The following is a 13,755-nucleotide window of genomic DNA, read 5'->3' on the forward strand; positions in this document are numbered from 1 at the left end:
AAGCTCGCGAGCTAGAGCAGAGCAAGGCAAAAATAGACGAGGGAGCGCAGTTTACTGCTGTAAATGAGCATTCCGAGTCTGTTTTAACGCAGCTCTGCCGACGCGCAGCAGATTTTGAGCGGCTATTGGCGTACGGACGGGCCGACGCCGGCCAGGTCTGGCAGAATTATACGCACCCGGACTTCGGTTTCCCGCCTTCCATGCACGATTCAACGCTCGACTACGCCGACCTCGCCCGCTCCATCAAGGACTGGGGGCGCGAACTCGGCTTCCAGCAGGTCGGCATCAGCGGGCTCGACCTCGAGGAACACGGCACCCACCTGCAGCGCTGGCTGGATGCGGGCTACCACGGCGAGATGGACTACATGGGCGCCCATGGCAGCAAGCGCTGGCGGCCCGACGAACTGGTGCCCGGCACGCTACGGGTCGTATCGCTGCGCATGGACTACCTGCCCGGCGACACGCGCATGGCGCAGGTCCTGGGCGATCCGGAGAGGGCCTATGTCTCGCGCTACGCCCTGGGCCGCGATTACCACAAGCTGATCCGCAAGCGCCTGCAGCAACTGGCCGAACGCATCCAGCAGCAGGTCGGACCGTTCGGCTTCCGCGCCTTCGTCGACAGCGCACCGGTGCTGGAGAAGGCCATCGCCGAGCAATCGGGTCTGGGGTGGGTCGGCAAGAACACCCTGGTGCTGAACCGCAAGGCCGGCAGCTACTTCTTCCTCGGCGAGCTGTTCACCGACCTGCCGCTGCCGGTGGATGAGCCGCACGGCACGGAGCACTGCGGGCGCTGCTCGGCCTGCATGGACATCTGCCCCACCGCCGCTTTCGTGGCGCCCTATGTGCTGGATGCACGGCGCTGTATTTCCTACCTGACCATCGAATTGAAGGGCCCGATCCCCGAAGACCTGCGCCCGCTGATCGGCAACCGTGTATTCGGCTGCGATGACTGCCAGATGGTCTGCCCGTGGAACCGTTTCGCCCGCGCCACCGACCTGGGCGACTTCCAACCGCGCCACAGCCTGGACAACGCCGCGCTGGCGGAGCTGTTCCTGTGGACGGAAGAGGAATTCCTCAGCCGCACCGAGGGTTCGCCATTGCGACGAGCGGGCTACGAGCGCTGGCTGCGCAACCTGGCCGTGGGATTGGGCAATGCGCCATCGACCATCCCGGTGATCGAGGCGCTGCGGGCACGACAGGAGTTCCCGTCGGAGCTGGTGCGCGAGCATGTGGCGTGGGCGCTGGGCCGGCACTGCGCCTGAAGGAGACGTGTAGGAGCGAGGGGGACGCATGGTACTCGCTCGCAAACCAAGCCCCGCGACGGAATCAGTTCGCGAGCAAGCTCGCCCCTACAAAGAGCCATCGGCTCAGACTTTGATGAAGTGCTCGCGGTAGTAACGCAGCTCGGCGATCGACTCGCGGATGTCGTCCAGCGCCAGGTGGGTGTTGCCCTTCTTGAAGCCATCCCGCACCGAAGGCGCCCAGCGCGCTGCCAGTTCCTTGAGGGTGGAGACGTCCAGGTTGCGGTAGTGGAAGTAGCCTTCCAGCTTCGGCATGTGGCGGTAGAGGAAGCGGCGGTCCTGGCAGATGCTGTTGCCGCAGATCGGCGAGCAGCGCTTGGGCACCCACTTTTCCAGGAAGGCGATGGTCATCGCTTCGGCTTCGGCGGCGGAGATGGTGCTTTCACGCACGCGCTGGGTCAGGCCGGATTGGCCGTGCTGACGGGTATTCCACTCGTCCATGCCGGCGAGCAGCTCCTCACTCTGGTGCACGGCGATCACCGGGCCTTCCTCGAGGATGTTCAGGTCGCTGTCGGTGACGATGGTCGCCATCTCGATGATGACATCCTTGTCCGGGTCCAGCCCGGTCATTTCCAGGTCGATCCAGATCAGGTTCTGCGGGTTCTGCATGATGGGGCTCCTCAGCTCAGCCCCCTAGTTTAGCGGGAAGCGGACGCGCGCATGCTAAACTGCGGCGCGATTTTCCCTGTGGATACCCTATGGCCAAGCGTCACCTCACCCGCCGGCAGAGCTGGCGGATCGAAAAAGTCCAGGAAGAACGCGCTTCGCGCGCGGCGAAGCGTGAGTCACGCGCCCTGGAAGAATTGGAAGGCGGCGACCTCGGCCCGGAGCAGACCGGCCAGGTGATTGCCCACTTCGGGGTGCAGGTGGAAGTCGAGGCCCAGGAAGGCGACCACGCCGGCCAGGTGTTCCGCTGCCACCTGCGCGCCAACCTGCCCCCGCTGGTGACCGGCGACCAGGTGGTCTGGCGCCCCGGCAACCAGGGCATCGGGGTGATCGTCGCGCAATTACCGCGAACGTCCGAGCTGCGTCGCCCGGACATGCGCGGCGTGCTCAAGCCGGTGGCGGCCAACGTCGATCGCATCGTGATCGTCTTCGCCCCGCGCCCGGAACCCCACGCCAACCTGATCGACCGCTACCTGGTGGCCGCCGAGCACGCCGGCATCAAGCCGCTGCTGTTGCTGAACAAGGCCGACCTGATCGACGAGGAAAACGCACCCTTCCTCGATTCGCTGCTGGGCACCTACCGCGAGCTGGGTTATCCGCTGCTGGAGGTTTCCGCCTTCAACGGCCTGGCGCTGGACGCCCTTCGTGCCGCGCTGAACGAGCACGTCAGCGTGTTCGTCGGACAGTCCGGCGTAGGCAAGTCGTCGCTGGTGAACGCATTGCTGCCCGGCGTCGACACCCGCGTCGGTGATCTCTCGGAAGTCACCGGCAAGGGCACCCACACCACCACCACCGCGCGGCTGTTCCACTTCCCCGCCGGCGGCGACCTGATCGACTCCCCCGGCATCCGCGAATTCGGCCTCGGCCATGTCAGCCGTGACGATGTCGAAGCCGGCTTCATCGAGTTCCACGACCTGCTCGGCCACTGCCGCTTCCGCGACTGCAAGCACGATCGCGAACCGGGCTGTGCGCTGCTCAAGGCGCTGGAAGACGGTCGTGTTTCGCCGCAACGGATGGCCAGCTACCGGCACATCCTCGCGAGCCTGCCGCAAGACGAATATTGATTGGCGGATAACGCCTCAAGCGTTATCCGCCGCACCGATGTTGCACGGACCAGTAGGAGCGAGCACGCCTCAGCATATCAATGGCATGAAGCGCAACGAAGAAGGCCAGCTGTTCAGCTGGCCTTCTTCGTTTCCTACTGCTGCTTGTTCAACTCGTCGAGTTTCAGCGTACCGCCGTCGTCGAACAGGTTGAGCTTCTGCTTGAGCTGGTCCGGCGGCACAGGGTCGCCCTGGCCGCTCGCTGGCTTGGCCGGTGCGCCATTGGGCGCTGCCGGTGTGGCGGCGCCCGGGGCAGCCGGGACTGCGCCATCGACCGGCTTGTCGCTGCCGCCGTCCTGCCCCTCGATGGCGCGCTGGGCCTTCTTGGTCAGGACGATGATGTCGATCCGACGGTTCACTGGATTCAGCGGCTGGTCGCGGTCGAACAACGCCGAAGAGGCGTAGCCCACCACGCGGGCGATCTGGTCTTCCGGGTAGCCGCCGGCTTCCAGCGCGCGCCGCGCCGCGTTGGCACGGTTGGCCGAAAGCTCCCAGTTGCCGAAGTCGCCATTGCCGGCGTAGGGCTTGGCGTCGGTGTGACCACTGATGCTGATCTTGTTCGGCACCTGCTTGATGGTCTCGGCCAGCGCCAGCAGGATGTCCTCGAAATAGGACTGCAAACGCGCGCTGCCCAGGTCGAACATCGGCCGGTTGTCCGAATCGACAATCTGGATACGCAGGCCGTCCTGGGTGATCTCGAAGAGGATCTGGTCCTTGAAGCGCTTGAGCGTCGGGTTCTCGTCGACCTTGTTCTGCAGTTCCTGCAGCAGCAACTCCAGGCGCTCCTTCTCGACCTTCTCGGCGACGTCCTCGGCCTGCTGCTCGTTGATCTTGGCGTTCTCGTCCGGGTTGATGCGCGTCTCGTCGGCATCCGGCTGAGCCTGGATCTGCGGGTTCAGCGTCTTGTCCGGCGCCGGCGTCGGCGTGCCGCCCAGGTCGATGACGTAGGGGCTGGCACTCTCGGTGAAGCCGATGGGGTCCTGGAAGTAACCGGAGATGGCCTTCTTCTGCTCGGGCGTGGCCGAGGACAGCAGCCAGAGCACGAGGAAGAACGCCATCATGGCGGTGGCAAAGTCGGCGAAGGCGATCTTCCAGCCGCCGCCGTGGTGGCCGGCGGCATAGCGCTTGACGCGCTTGACGATGATCGGCTGATTGTTATCCATGCGTCAGGCGACCCATCAGCGACCGCGAACGGCCTGCTCCAGCTCGCTGAAGCTCGGACGGTGCGCCGGCAGCAGCACCTTGCGGCCAAACTCCACGGCCAGCGAGGGCGGCATGCCGGAAGCCGAAGCCACCAGGCAGGCCTTGATCGCTTCGTAGAGGTTCAGCTCTTCCTTGGCGTCGTGCTCCAGCGCGTTGGACAGCGGGCCGACAAAACCGTACGCGGCGAGAATACCGAGGAAGGTACCCACCAGCGCCGCGGCGACGTGGTGGCCGATCTCGGCCTGGCTGCCCTGGCCGAGCAGCGCCATGGTGATCACGATGCCCAGTACCGCGGCGACGATACCGAAGCCCGGCAGGGCGTCGGCGACGCGGGTCACTGCATGGGCGGGGTGCTCGAGGTCTTCCTTGAGGCTGCCCAGTTCCATGTCGAACAGGCCTTCCAACTCGTGGGGCGCCATGTTGCCGGAAGACATGATGCGCAGGTAGTCGCAGATGTAGGCCGTCATGCGGTCGTCCCTGAGCACCGCGGGGTACTTGCTGAAGATCGGGCTGGCAGCCGGGTCCTCGACGTCGGCCTCGATCGCCATCATGCCTTCGCGGCGGCTCTTGTTGAGCACCTCGTAGAGCATGCCCAGCACCTCCAGGTAGAAGGTATGGGTGAAGCGGTTGCCGAACATCTTCGGCGCCTTCTTCAGTACGGTCATGAAGGTGCTGCCAGGGTTGGCCTGGAGGAAGGCGCCCAGCGCGGCGCCGCCGATGATCAGCACTTCGAACGGCTGAATGATGGCCGCGATCTTGCCGCCGGAGAGCATGTAGCCGCCGAGCACGCTACCCAGAATGACGATGATGCCGATGATTTTTGCCATGGGGACCGGACTGAAACTGTGAACAGAATGGAGGCATGATTCCCGCCTCCCTGTTGTTATCGGAGATTTCGGGCAAGACTATAGGCCGAAAACACTAAAAACCAGTTCGGCGCCTCACGCATGTCTAAGCAATTGCTTCATCCAGAGCGTCTCAAGGCCTGGCTAACCCAGCTGGAAGACCTGCCTTTGCCCGTTCCGCTGGAACAGCGCGATGACATTCGCCGGGCGCTGAACGACAGCCGCCGCTCGATCCGCGATATCGCCGAACTGCTGCAGGACGCGCCGACCCTGGCCTTTGCCATCCTGCGCGAAGCCAACCGCGCACAGAGCGCCAGGGACAATCCGGCGGAAAGCCTGGAGGTCGCCCTCAACCGCCTGGGCTTGTCCCGCGTCACTCAATTGCTCGACAGCCTGCCCGCGATGCCCGAGGCGCAGATGCCGCGAGCCCTGAGCCAACTGCTGCTGATCAGCCGCCATGCCATGCAGCAGGCCAGCGGCCTGTTCGCCAACCGCCTGGCGCGACTCTGGCAGGAAATCCACTGGGGCAGCCTGTTCACCCTTGCGCCGCTGTGGGCGCTGGCCACCGCGAAACCGGAGCTGATGGAGAGCTGGCAGCGCCAGGTCTACGGCCTGGGCCGCTGCAGCAGCGAAGTCGAAGAGGAGTTGCTCGGCACTCCCCTGCTGCCCTTGTGCCGCGCGCTGGCCGACAGTTGGCGGCTGCCGGACTGGGTCGGCCAGGGCTACGCCCTGCTCAGCGACGACAAGCGCCTGCTGGTGCGCGCCCTGCACGTCGCCCACACCGAACACGAGCCGCTGGGCCAGCAGCAGCGCCTGGACGCCGATCCGGAACTGCAACGCTGGCTGACCCGCCCGGCCAACACCATCCTCCTGGCCAACAGCATCGCCATGGCCGCACACCAGTCCTGGGGGGGCGTGCACATGCTGCGCTGGCAGCGCCTGACCAGCCTCTATCTGCAGATGCCGCTGGAAGAATTGCAGCAGACCGTCCACGGCCTCGCCGCGCAGAGCGCCCGCCGCCACGCCCGCCCGCTGCTCTGGCACCCGGCGCAGGCGTTGCTCTGGCCCTGGGATGCGCGCCGCTGGCTCAACGGGCCGAAGGCCGAGGAGCCGGCCAAGGCGCCGGACACCCTCGTCGAATGGCGTCAGCACTGCACCCGCCTGATGCAGACGCCCAGCCCGTTCGGCAACGCCGTGCAACTGCTCGACTGTGCCACGGCTGCCTTGCAGGCCTGCGGGCTGCAACGCGGGATGATCCTGCTGGCCGACAAGGGCGGCAGCTGGTTGCAGGCGCGCCGGCACTTCGGCCTGGACGGCGAGATCGGCGACTTCAAGCTGGAAGTCGCCGCCAGCCCGGTGCTACGCAAACTCCTGCAACAACCCGGACAACTGCGCCTGAGCCCGACCAACATGGCCGAGTTCTCGGCGCTGATTCCCGGCTCGCTGAAGGCGCTGGTACCCAGTGAACATCTGCTGCTGCGCTCGCTGGGCAATGGCGCGCGGGTGGTCATGCTGGTCGTCTGCGACCGCCTCGGGCAGCCGCTGGCAGACCTGCACGCGCAGGCCTTCGGCCGCACCGTGCAGTGCATCGAGCACGCGGTGAAGCAGATGGCGCGGGGCTCGTGATCCGGGAAAGGTTTGCTCCCCGCCTTCTGCCCTTTAAACTAACCGCCCTCACGGGGTAGCCCAGGGCACGCGCTCACGTTGCCTCCCCCACCCTTTTCGCCGGGAGTCTCCGCCATGTCCGCCTTCTCCGCCCTGCCCCTGGTGATCGAACCGGCTGACCTCGCCAGCCGTCTCGATGCTCCGGAACTGATCCTGGTCGACCTGACCAGCGCCGCGCGCTACGCCCAGGGCCACATCCCCGGCGCCCGTTTCGTCGCTCCTGCGCGCACCCAGATGGGCGGCACGCCGGCCCCGGGCCTGCTGCCGGCCAAGGCCGACCTGGAAGCGCTGTTCGGCGAATTGGGCCACCACCCCGATGCCGTCTACGTGGTCTATGACGACGAAGGCGGCGGCTGGGCCGGTCGCTTCATCTGGTTACTGGATGTGATCGGCCACGGCAACTACCACTACGTCGACGGCGGCCTGCACGCCTGGCTTGCCGACGGCCTGCCCTTGAGCGAGGACGTTCCGGCGCCGGTCGGCGGCCCGCTGCCGCTGCCCCTGCACGACGAGCCGACCGCCACCCGCGAGTACCTGCAGAGCCGCCTGGGCGCAGCCGACCTGGCCGTCTGGGACGCCCGCAACCCCAGCGAGTACAGCGGCCAGAAGGTTCTCGCCGCCAAGGCCGGCCACGTGCCCGGCGCGGTCAATTTCGAATGGACCGCCGGCATGGATCCGGCCCGCGCGCTGCGCATCCGCACCGATATGCCGCAGATCCTCGAGGACCTGGGCATCACCAAGGACAAGGAAGTGATCACCCACTGCCAGACCCACCACCGCTCCGGCTTCACCTACCTGGTGGCCAAGGCCCTCGGCTATCCGCGGGTCAAGGGCTATGCCGGTTCCTGGTCGGAATGGGGCAACCATCCCGACACCCCCGTAGAGGTTTAAGGAATGTCGTTCAAAGATCGTCTGTTCATCCTCAGCCAGTACCTGCTGCCGCATCACCTGCTGTCGCGCCTGATCGGCTGCGCCGCCGAATGCCGCGCGCCCTGGTTCAAGGACCGCCTGATTCCCTGGTTCGCCCGTCGCTACCAGGTGGATATGCGCGAAGCCCAGGTCGAGGACCTGCGCTCCTATGAACACTTCAACGCCTTCTTCACCCGCGCCCTGAAAGAGGGCGCGCGTCCGCTGGACGAAAGCGCAGGCGCGGTGCTCTGCCCCGCCGACGGCGCCATCAGCCAGCTCGGCCCGATCGAACATGGCCGCGTGTTCCAGGCCAAGGGCCACAGCTACAGCCTGATGGAACTGCTGGGCGGCGACGCCGAGCGCGCCGCGCCCTTCATGGGCGGCGACTTCGCCACCGTCTACCTGTCGCCCAAGGACTACCACCGCGTGCACATGCCGCTGGCCGGCACCCTGCGCGAGATGGTCTACGTGCCGGGCCGCCTGTTCTCGGTAAACCAGCTGACCGCCGAGCAGGTGCCGGAACTCTTCGCCCGCAACGAGCGCGTGGTGTGCATCTTCGACACCGAGCGCGGGCCAATGGCCGTGGTGCTGGTCGGCGCGATGATCGTCGCTTCCATCGAGACCGTCTGGGCCGGCCTGGTCACGCCGCCCAAGCGTGAGCTGAAATCGTTCTCCTACGACGAAGCCTCCCGTGCGCCGATCCACCTGGAGAAAGGCGCCGAGCTGGGCCGCTTCAAGCTGGGTTCGACCGCCATCGTGCTGTTCGGTCCCGAGCAGGTGAGCTGGGCGCAAAACCTCGCCGCCACCAGCGCCGTGCGCATGGGCGAGCGCCTGGGTGGCGCACGCCAGGGCTGAGGCCCGCTGTCCATAAGGCGGGCGGCCAACGAGCCGCCCACCACTGCTTTTCGCCTCATCGTGCCAGTTCCCTGCCATGAAACGCTTCCTGCACCTGATGGGCTGGCGTGCCAATGCCACCAGCCATCTTGAAAAGTGGCTCTCCGCAACCGGAGCGCTGTGCGGCATCGCCGCCATCTACGCCGTCACCCACTGGGTGCTACCCAGCGAAGCGGCCATCTGGGTCGTCGCCTCCATGGGCGCCAGCGCCGTGCTGCTGTTCGCTGTACCTCATGGCGTGCTCTCGCAGCCCTGGGCTGTTCTGGGTGGCCAGGTTCTCTCGGCCTGCGTCGGGGTGATCTGCCAGAAGCTCCTCCCCGGCCAGGCCTTCACCCCCGCCCTCGCGGTGGGCGCTGCAATCCTGGTCATGCACTACGCCCGCTGCATCCACCCCCCGGGTGGCGCCACGGCACTGGCGGCAGTATCCGGCGGTCCGGCCATCACGGCCCTGGGCTTCCACTACGTGCTCAGCCCGGTGCTGCTCAACGTCGTGCTGATCCTCGCCGTCGCGGTGGCCTTCAACGGCCTGTTCGCCTGGCGCCGCTACCCCGCACCGCTGGCACGCCTGCCAGTCACGCCGAAGCTGCCCGCGGGGCCGGCACCGGAGGACCTGTATCACGCGCTGCGCAAGATGGATTCGTACATCGACGTGCAGTTCGACGACCTGCTGAAGATTCTCCAGCTGGCCCAGGAACACGCCCAGGCGCAGCGCCTGACGCCCGAAGACATCCTGCTCGGCGCCAGCTACAGCAACGCCCTGAGCGGCAACGCCTGGGCCGTGCGCCAGGTGATCGACGACCACCCGGACAAGCGCAGCCGCCAGGATCAGCTGGTCTACAAGGTGGTCGCCGGCGCCGGCAAAGGCAACACTGGCGTCTGCCGCCGTCAGGACCTGCTCGACTGGGCGGCCTACCCGGTGACGGCCCAGGGCGACGGCTGGGTGCGCAGCACGGCGCAGGACTCGGCGAAGGACGCCCTGCAACGCCAGATCAAGGGGCAATCCCCTCGGCCGTGACCTGTCCGCGCACCATCCGGGCGATGGGCTGCGGCGGGCGGCGGATGCTGCTAGAGTTCGGAAAAAGCCGACAGTTATGAACAACTGGTTCGTACAACGAGCCGGGTTGTGGAGAATCGACTCTCACCATGGACAACAGTCCCCAGCAGTTTCTACGCGTCCCCACACCAACGCACGAGAGCCTGAGCTTCTGCAACGCCAATGCGCGCGAGCTGAAAAACTGGCTGGATCACCTGCCCAAGGCCAATCTCGGGGAAACGGCTCGTCAGCTCTACCAGGGGCTGATCGAACTCAACCAGCTCAAACTGCCGGTCGAGACTCGCCTGCAATTACTGGAACTGTTCCGCCCGGAAGTCCACTTCGTCTGCCACAACCTGGAGCGGCACTTCCTCAACCAATCCATCGTCCTGGACGAGCGCCCGCGCAAGGTCGCCAACCTCTGCCAGGCGCTGCAGAACCATCTGGCCATCGGCTACAAGCTGATTGTCGTACGCGAAGCCTCGCGCTTCACCCGCGAACGCGCCCAGGTGATGACCGCGGCCACCCAGCGCGCCATCCGCAGCCTCTGCGGGCCGCTGGTACGAGCGTCCCAGCTGTACTGCCCGGTGCCGGAAAACCTGTGGCTGGAACTCCACCAGCTCTACCAGCTCGCTCGCCGGCACGGCTTGCAGCACACGCCGGTGCGCGATGCGCTGGCCCGCCAGTCCCAGGGGCTGTCCATCGAGCACGCCTATGTGACTGCGCTGATGCTCGGCTCTGCGCGCTGCAACCAGATGCGCCAGAACAACATCGCACGCGTCGCCGAAGTGCTCGAAGGCTGGGCGGCGCAGATCAGAGTGCAGGCCGCCGACGCGCCTTCCACCCTGTTCGTGGTGGTGCCGCAGCTGGACGGCCCGCCGCGCTATCGCACGCTGTTCAAGGAAAGCGATCTCACCGGCGCGCTGGGCATCGACCCGCAGCCGCTGGTGGACCTGATCCGCGAATACCTCCTGCTGCCGGCCGAGGATCGCGCCAAGGCGCGCCTGAAAGTCCCGGACGGCGTCAGCATCGATCTGCTGCAGCACCTCGCCGCCGCCTGGGGCGACATCGCCGAACGCACCTTCAACCGTACGCCCGGCCAGGGTCATTTGACCCTCTGTATCGGCATGAGCGCCCTGCACTATTTCCTCGCCGGCCGTCGCAGCTTTGCCGACGTCCTGAAGATCCAGGTGCAGGAACAGGTGCCCAGCTTCAAGGCAGAGGTCAACGACGCCTGGTCCGGCGCCTTCGATGCGCAGAAACTCAACGACTGGCAGCCCGGCATGCCGCTGGAGGAAATCGAATACACCTCGCCACGCACCGTCGACGACACGGGCGTTGGCGCCGCACCGGAAAATCCGCGCGACGACTATCCAGTCTTCAATCTGGCCATCGTCAACCACAGCCCCGGTGGCTACTGCCTGACCTGGCCAAAGGAAATTCCCAGCCAGTTGCAGGCCGGCGAACTGCTCGGCATCCAGGACACCCCGGAGCACAGCTGGAGCGTCGCGGTGGTGCGCTGGATCCGCCAGGTCCGCGGCGGCGGCACGCAGATGGGCATTGAGCTGATCGCCCCGCTCGCCCAGCCCTGCGGCCTGCAACTGCTGCGCAAGACCGAACAGGGCAGCCAGTACCTGCGGGCGCTGCTGCTGCCGGAAATCGCCGCCATCTCCCGCCCGGCGACCGTCATTACTCCTCGCCTGCCCTTCCAGGAAGGCAACCGCGTGCAGCTCAACCTGCAGGGTGACGAACGACGTGCCACGTTGACCCGCAAGGTCACCGCCACCGCCAGCTTCACCCAGTTCGAATACCAGGCGCAGGATGCTGCCGGCCCGTCGAGCGATAAGCCCATCACAGCACCGAATGCTCGAGGTGCTGGCGGGGAGGAAGACTTTGACTCACTATGGAAGTCTCTGTAGATTCCGGAGAATTCCCATTCGTCGCCAATTTGCTGCCGTCCAGCGCGGTATAAGCAGCCTTCCTCATGGCCAATGAAAAGAAAACCATCCGCCTGCTGATCCTGGAAGACTCGCAGAATGAAGCCGAGCGCCTGGTCAGCCTGTTCCGCAACGCCGGTCGTGCGACCCGCGTCCACCGCATCACCTCCAGCGAAGATCTGACGGACATCCTGCCCCAGGGCTGGGATCTGCTGATCGCCGCCCCCGAGGCCGAGGCGCTGGACCCGAGCGAAGCGCTGGGCAGCATTCGCCGCCAGGCCAAGGACATTCCCTTTATCCAGTTGGTCAGCGGCAACGACTCCGACGCCGTCACCGAAGCCCTGGCCCTCGGCGCGCAGGATGCCCTGCCGCAAGGCGAGGACGAGCGGCTGATCCTGGTCGCCAACCGCGAGCTGGCCAACCTCGAGGAGCGCCGCGCCCGCCGCTCCGCCGAAGTCGCGCTGCGTGAAGCAGAGAAACGTTGCCAGTTGCTGCTGGACAGCTCGGTGGACGCCATCACCTACGTCCACGACGGCATGCACATCTACGCCAATCGGGCCTACGTCGGCCTGTTCGGCTACGAGGATGCCGAGGAGCTGGAAGGCATGCCGATGATCGACCTGATCGCCGGCTGCGACCAGGCCAACTTCAAGGACTTCCTCAAGGGTTACCATCTCACCAAGGAAAGCACCGAGGACAACGCCGACCTGGCCTGCAGCGGCATCCGCAGCGATGGCCAGGCCTTCGCCGCGCGCATGACCTTCTCGCCGGCCACCTATGACGGCGAACCCTGCATCCAGGTGGTGATCCGCGCCGAATCGGACAACGCCCAACTCGAGGAAAAACTGCGCGAAGTCAGCAGTCAGGACCTGGTCACCGGCCTGTTCAACCGCGCCCACTTCCTCGACCTGATGGACAGCGCCGTGGAGCGTGCGGTAACCGCCGGCCAGCCGGCGACCTTCGCCTACATGCTGCTGGATCGCGCCCAGACCCTCCAGCTCGACCTCGGCGTTGCCAGCATCGACCTGCTGCTGGCGGACCTGGGCAACCTGCTGCGCGGGCAGTTCCCGGAGCAGGCGCAACTGGCCCGCCTGGGCGACGATGTGTTCGCCGTGCTGCTGCAGGGCGAAACCCCGGAACAATCGGCGCCGCGCTTCAACGCGCTGCTGAAGAAGGTCGAAGGCCACCTGTTCGACATCCATGGCCGCACCGCACAGGTCACCCTGTCCATCGGCACCGCCGGGCTGGACGAGAAGACCACCCGCGCCCAGGAAGTCATCGAGCGCGCCCACCGTGGCGCCGACGACGTCGCACAGAAGGACGGCAACGGCCTGAAGATCTACAACCCGGCCGATGAACTCGCCGCTGCCGCCTACCGTGGCGACATCGTCGCGATCATCCGCCAGGCGCTGGAGCAGAACAGCTTCCGCCTGCTGTTCCAGCCGATCATCAGCCTGCGTGGAGATACCCACGAGCACTACGAAGTACTGCTGCGCCTGCTCAACCCGCAGGGCGAGGAAGTACCGCCGGCAGATTTCCTCAACGCCGCCAAGGCCAGCGGCCTGGCCGAGAAGATCGACCGCTGGGTGCTGCTCAACTCCATCAAGCTGCTCTCCGAACACCGCGCCAAGGGTCACGAGACCAAGCTCTTCGTGCACCTCTCCGGCCCCAGCCTGCAGGACCCCGAACTGCTGCCGTGGCTGAGCGTGGCGCTGAAGGCCTCGCGCCTGCCGGCCGATGCGCTGATCGTCCAGATCAGCGAACCGGACGCCATCGCCTACCTGCGCCAGGCCAAGGTGCTCAGCCAGGGCCTGGCAGAACTGCATTGCCAGATCGCCCTGTGCCAGTTCGGTTGCGCACTCAACCCGTTCAACACGCTCAAGCACATGAACGTCGACTTCGTGAAGGTCGACGGCTCCTATGTGCAGGACCTGAACACGGCGGAGAACCAGGAAAACCTCAAGACCCTGATGGCCAGCCTGCACGCCCAGGCCAAGCTGACCATCGTCCCCATGGTGGAAAGCGCCACCGCCCTGGCCACCCTGTGGCAGGCCGGCGCCAACTACATCCAGGGCCGCTACCTGCAGGGCCCGAGCCAGGCGATGGACTACGACTTCGCCTCGGACGAGTAACCCGGAACGGAACCTACAAAAAGCAGCCGGAAGCCCATAAAAAAGCCGCCCATCGAGGCGGCTTTTT

11 protein-coding genes are annotated in these 13,755 nt (G+C 66.1%); 8 read left to right on the forward strand and 3 right to left on the reverse strand.

Annotated features, from left to right (window positions below; genetic code table 11):
* Window positions 1-200 precede the first annotated feature (200 nt).
* Complete coding sequence (queG, locus tag PNI01S_RS16440; RefSeq protein ID WP_084358677.1) at window positions 201-1,262, forward strand: tRNA epoxyqueuosine(34) reductase QueG; 1,062 nt, start codon at window positions 201-203, stop codon at window positions 1,260-1,262.
* Window positions 1,263-1,367: 105 nt separating this feature from the next.
* Here queG and orn read toward each other — a convergent pair whose 3' ends face one another.
* Window positions 1,368-1,910, reverse strand: coding sequence for an oligoribonuclease (gene orn / locus PNI01S_RS16445; protein WP_084358622.1), 543 nt, complete (start codon window positions 1,908-1,910; stop codon window positions 1,368-1,370).
* A gap of 89 nt (window positions 1,911-1,999) precedes the next feature.
* On the opposite strand from orn, the gene rsgA reads away from it, so the two are divergent.
* Window positions 2,000-3,031, forward strand: a complete 1,032-nt coding sequence (rsgA, locus tag PNI01S_RS16450; protein WP_065085567.1) for a small ribosomal subunit biogenesis GTPase RsgA — start codon at window positions 2,000-2,002, stop codon at window positions 3,029-3,031.
* Window positions 3,032-3,165: 134 nt separating this feature from the next.
* Here the strand turns inward: rsgA and motB are convergent, their stop codons facing one another.
* Both motB and motA read right to left on the reverse strand, forming a co-directional pair.
* Window positions 3,166-4,233: a flagellar motor protein MotB gene (gene motB / locus PNI01S_RS16455; protein WP_024764318.1), complete on the reverse strand. Its 1,068-nt coding sequence runs from the start codon at window positions 4,231-4,233 to the stop codon at window positions 3,166-3,168.
* A 15-nt stretch (window positions 4,234-4,248) separates the two neighbouring features.
* Entirely contained in the window at window positions 4,249-5,100 is an 852-nt protein-coding gene (gene motA / locus PNI01S_RS16460) for a flagellar motor stator protein MotA (protein WP_024764317.1), read from the reverse strand.
* A gap of 120 nt (window positions 5,101-5,220) precedes the next feature.
* On the opposite strand from motA, the gene PNI01S_RS16465 reads away from it, so the two are divergent.
* The 6 genes from PNI01S_RS16465 to PNI01S_RS16490 all read left to right on the forward strand — a co-directional run bounded on the left by PNI01S_RS16465 (window position 5,221) and on the right by PNI01S_RS16490 (window position 13,688).
* Complete coding sequence (locus PNI01S_RS16465) at window positions 5,221-6,744, forward strand: HDOD domain-containing protein (protein ID WP_084358623.1); 1,524 nt, start codon at window positions 5,221-5,223, stop codon at window positions 6,742-6,744.
* Between the two features lie 114 nt (window positions 6,745-6,858).
* On the forward strand, window positions 6,859-7,674 hold the full coding sequence (gene rhdA / locus PNI01S_RS16470; RefSeq protein ID WP_084358624.1) for a thiosulfate sulfurtransferase: 816 nt from the start codon (window positions 6,859-6,861) through the stop codon (window positions 7,672-7,674).
* Window positions 7,675-7,677: 3 nt separating this feature from the next.
* Complete coding sequence (gene asd, locus PNI01S_RS16475; protein ID WP_084358625.1) at window positions 7,678-8,547, forward strand: archaetidylserine decarboxylase; 870 nt, start codon at window positions 7,678-7,680, stop codon at window positions 8,545-8,547.
* Between the two features lie 76 nt (window positions 8,548-8,623).
* The gene (locus tag PNI01S_RS16480; RefSeq protein WP_084358626.1) at window positions 8,624-9,601 is read left to right on the forward strand and encodes an HPP family protein; all 978 of its coding nucleotides are present in this window, start codon (window positions 8,624-8,626) and stop codon (window positions 9,599-9,601) included.
* A gap of 128 nt (window positions 9,602-9,729) precedes the next feature.
* Window positions 9,730-11,538 carry a cyclic-di-GMP receptor FimW-related protein gene (locus PNI01S_RS16485; RefSeq protein ID WP_084358627.1) on the forward strand — a complete coding sequence of 603 codons (1,809 nt, stop codon included), beginning with the start codon at window positions 9,730-9,732 and terminating at the stop codon, window positions 11,536-11,538.
* A gap of 65 nt (window positions 11,539-11,603) precedes the next feature.
* The gene (locus PNI01S_RS16490; protein WP_084358628.1) at window positions 11,604-13,688 is read left to right on the forward strand and encodes an EAL domain-containing response regulator; all 2,085 of its coding nucleotides are present in this window, start codon (window positions 11,604-11,606) and stop codon (window positions 13,686-13,688) included.
* Window positions 13,689-13,755: the final 67 nt, after the last annotated feature.

This window comes from Pseudomonas nitroreducens NBRC 12694 (assembly GCF_002091755.1).
GTDB lineage: Bacteria > Pseudomonadota > Gammaproteobacteria > Pseudomonadales > Pseudomonadaceae > Pseudomonas > Pseudomonas nitroreducens.

What these genes read in the sequence shown, in the direction of transcription:
- PNI01S_RS16490 (WP_084358628.1), top strand. Translation starts at nt 11,604, where the DNA reads ATGGCCAATGAAAAGAAAACCATCCGCCTGCTGATCCTGGAAGACTCG.
- rsgA (WP_065085567.1), top strand. Translation starts at nt 2,000, where the DNA reads ATGGCCAAGCGTCACCTCACCCGCCGGCAGAGCTGGCGGATCGAAAAA.
- orn (WP_084358622.1), bottom strand. Translation starts at nt 1,910, where the DNA reads ATGCAGAACCCGCAGAACCTGATCTGGATCGACCTGGAAATGACCGGG.
- PNI01S_RS16485 (WP_084358627.1), top strand. Translation starts at nt 9,730, where the DNA reads ATGGACAACAGTCCCCAGCAGTTTCTACGCGTCCCCACACCAACGCAC.
- PNI01S_RS16465 (WP_084358623.1), top strand. Translation starts at nt 5,221, where the DNA reads ATGTCTAAGCAATTGCTTCATCCAGAGCGTCTCAAGGCCTGGCTAACC.
- motB (WP_024764318.1), bottom strand. Translation starts at nt 4,233, where the DNA reads ATGGATAACAATCAGCCGATCATCGTCAAGCGCGTCAAGCGCTATGCC.
- PNI01S_RS16480 (WP_084358626.1), top strand. Translation starts at nt 8,624, where the DNA reads ATGAAACGCTTCCTGCACCTGATGGGCTGGCGTGCCAATGCCACCAGC.
- rhdA (WP_084358624.1), top strand. Translation starts at nt 6,859, where the DNA reads ATGTCCGCCTTCTCCGCCCTGCCCCTGGTGATCGAACCGGCTGACCTC.
- queG (WP_084358677.1), top strand. Translation starts at nt 201, where the DNA reads ATGCACGATTCAACGCTCGACTACGCCGACCTCGCCCGCTCCATCAAG.
- asd (WP_084358625.1), top strand. Translation starts at nt 7,678, where the DNA reads ATGTCGTTCAAAGATCGTCTGTTCATCCTCAGCCAGTACCTGCTGCCG.
- motA (WP_024764317.1), bottom strand. Translation starts at nt 5,100, where the DNA reads ATGGCAAAAATCATCGGCATCATCGTCATTCTGGGTAGCGTGCTCGGC.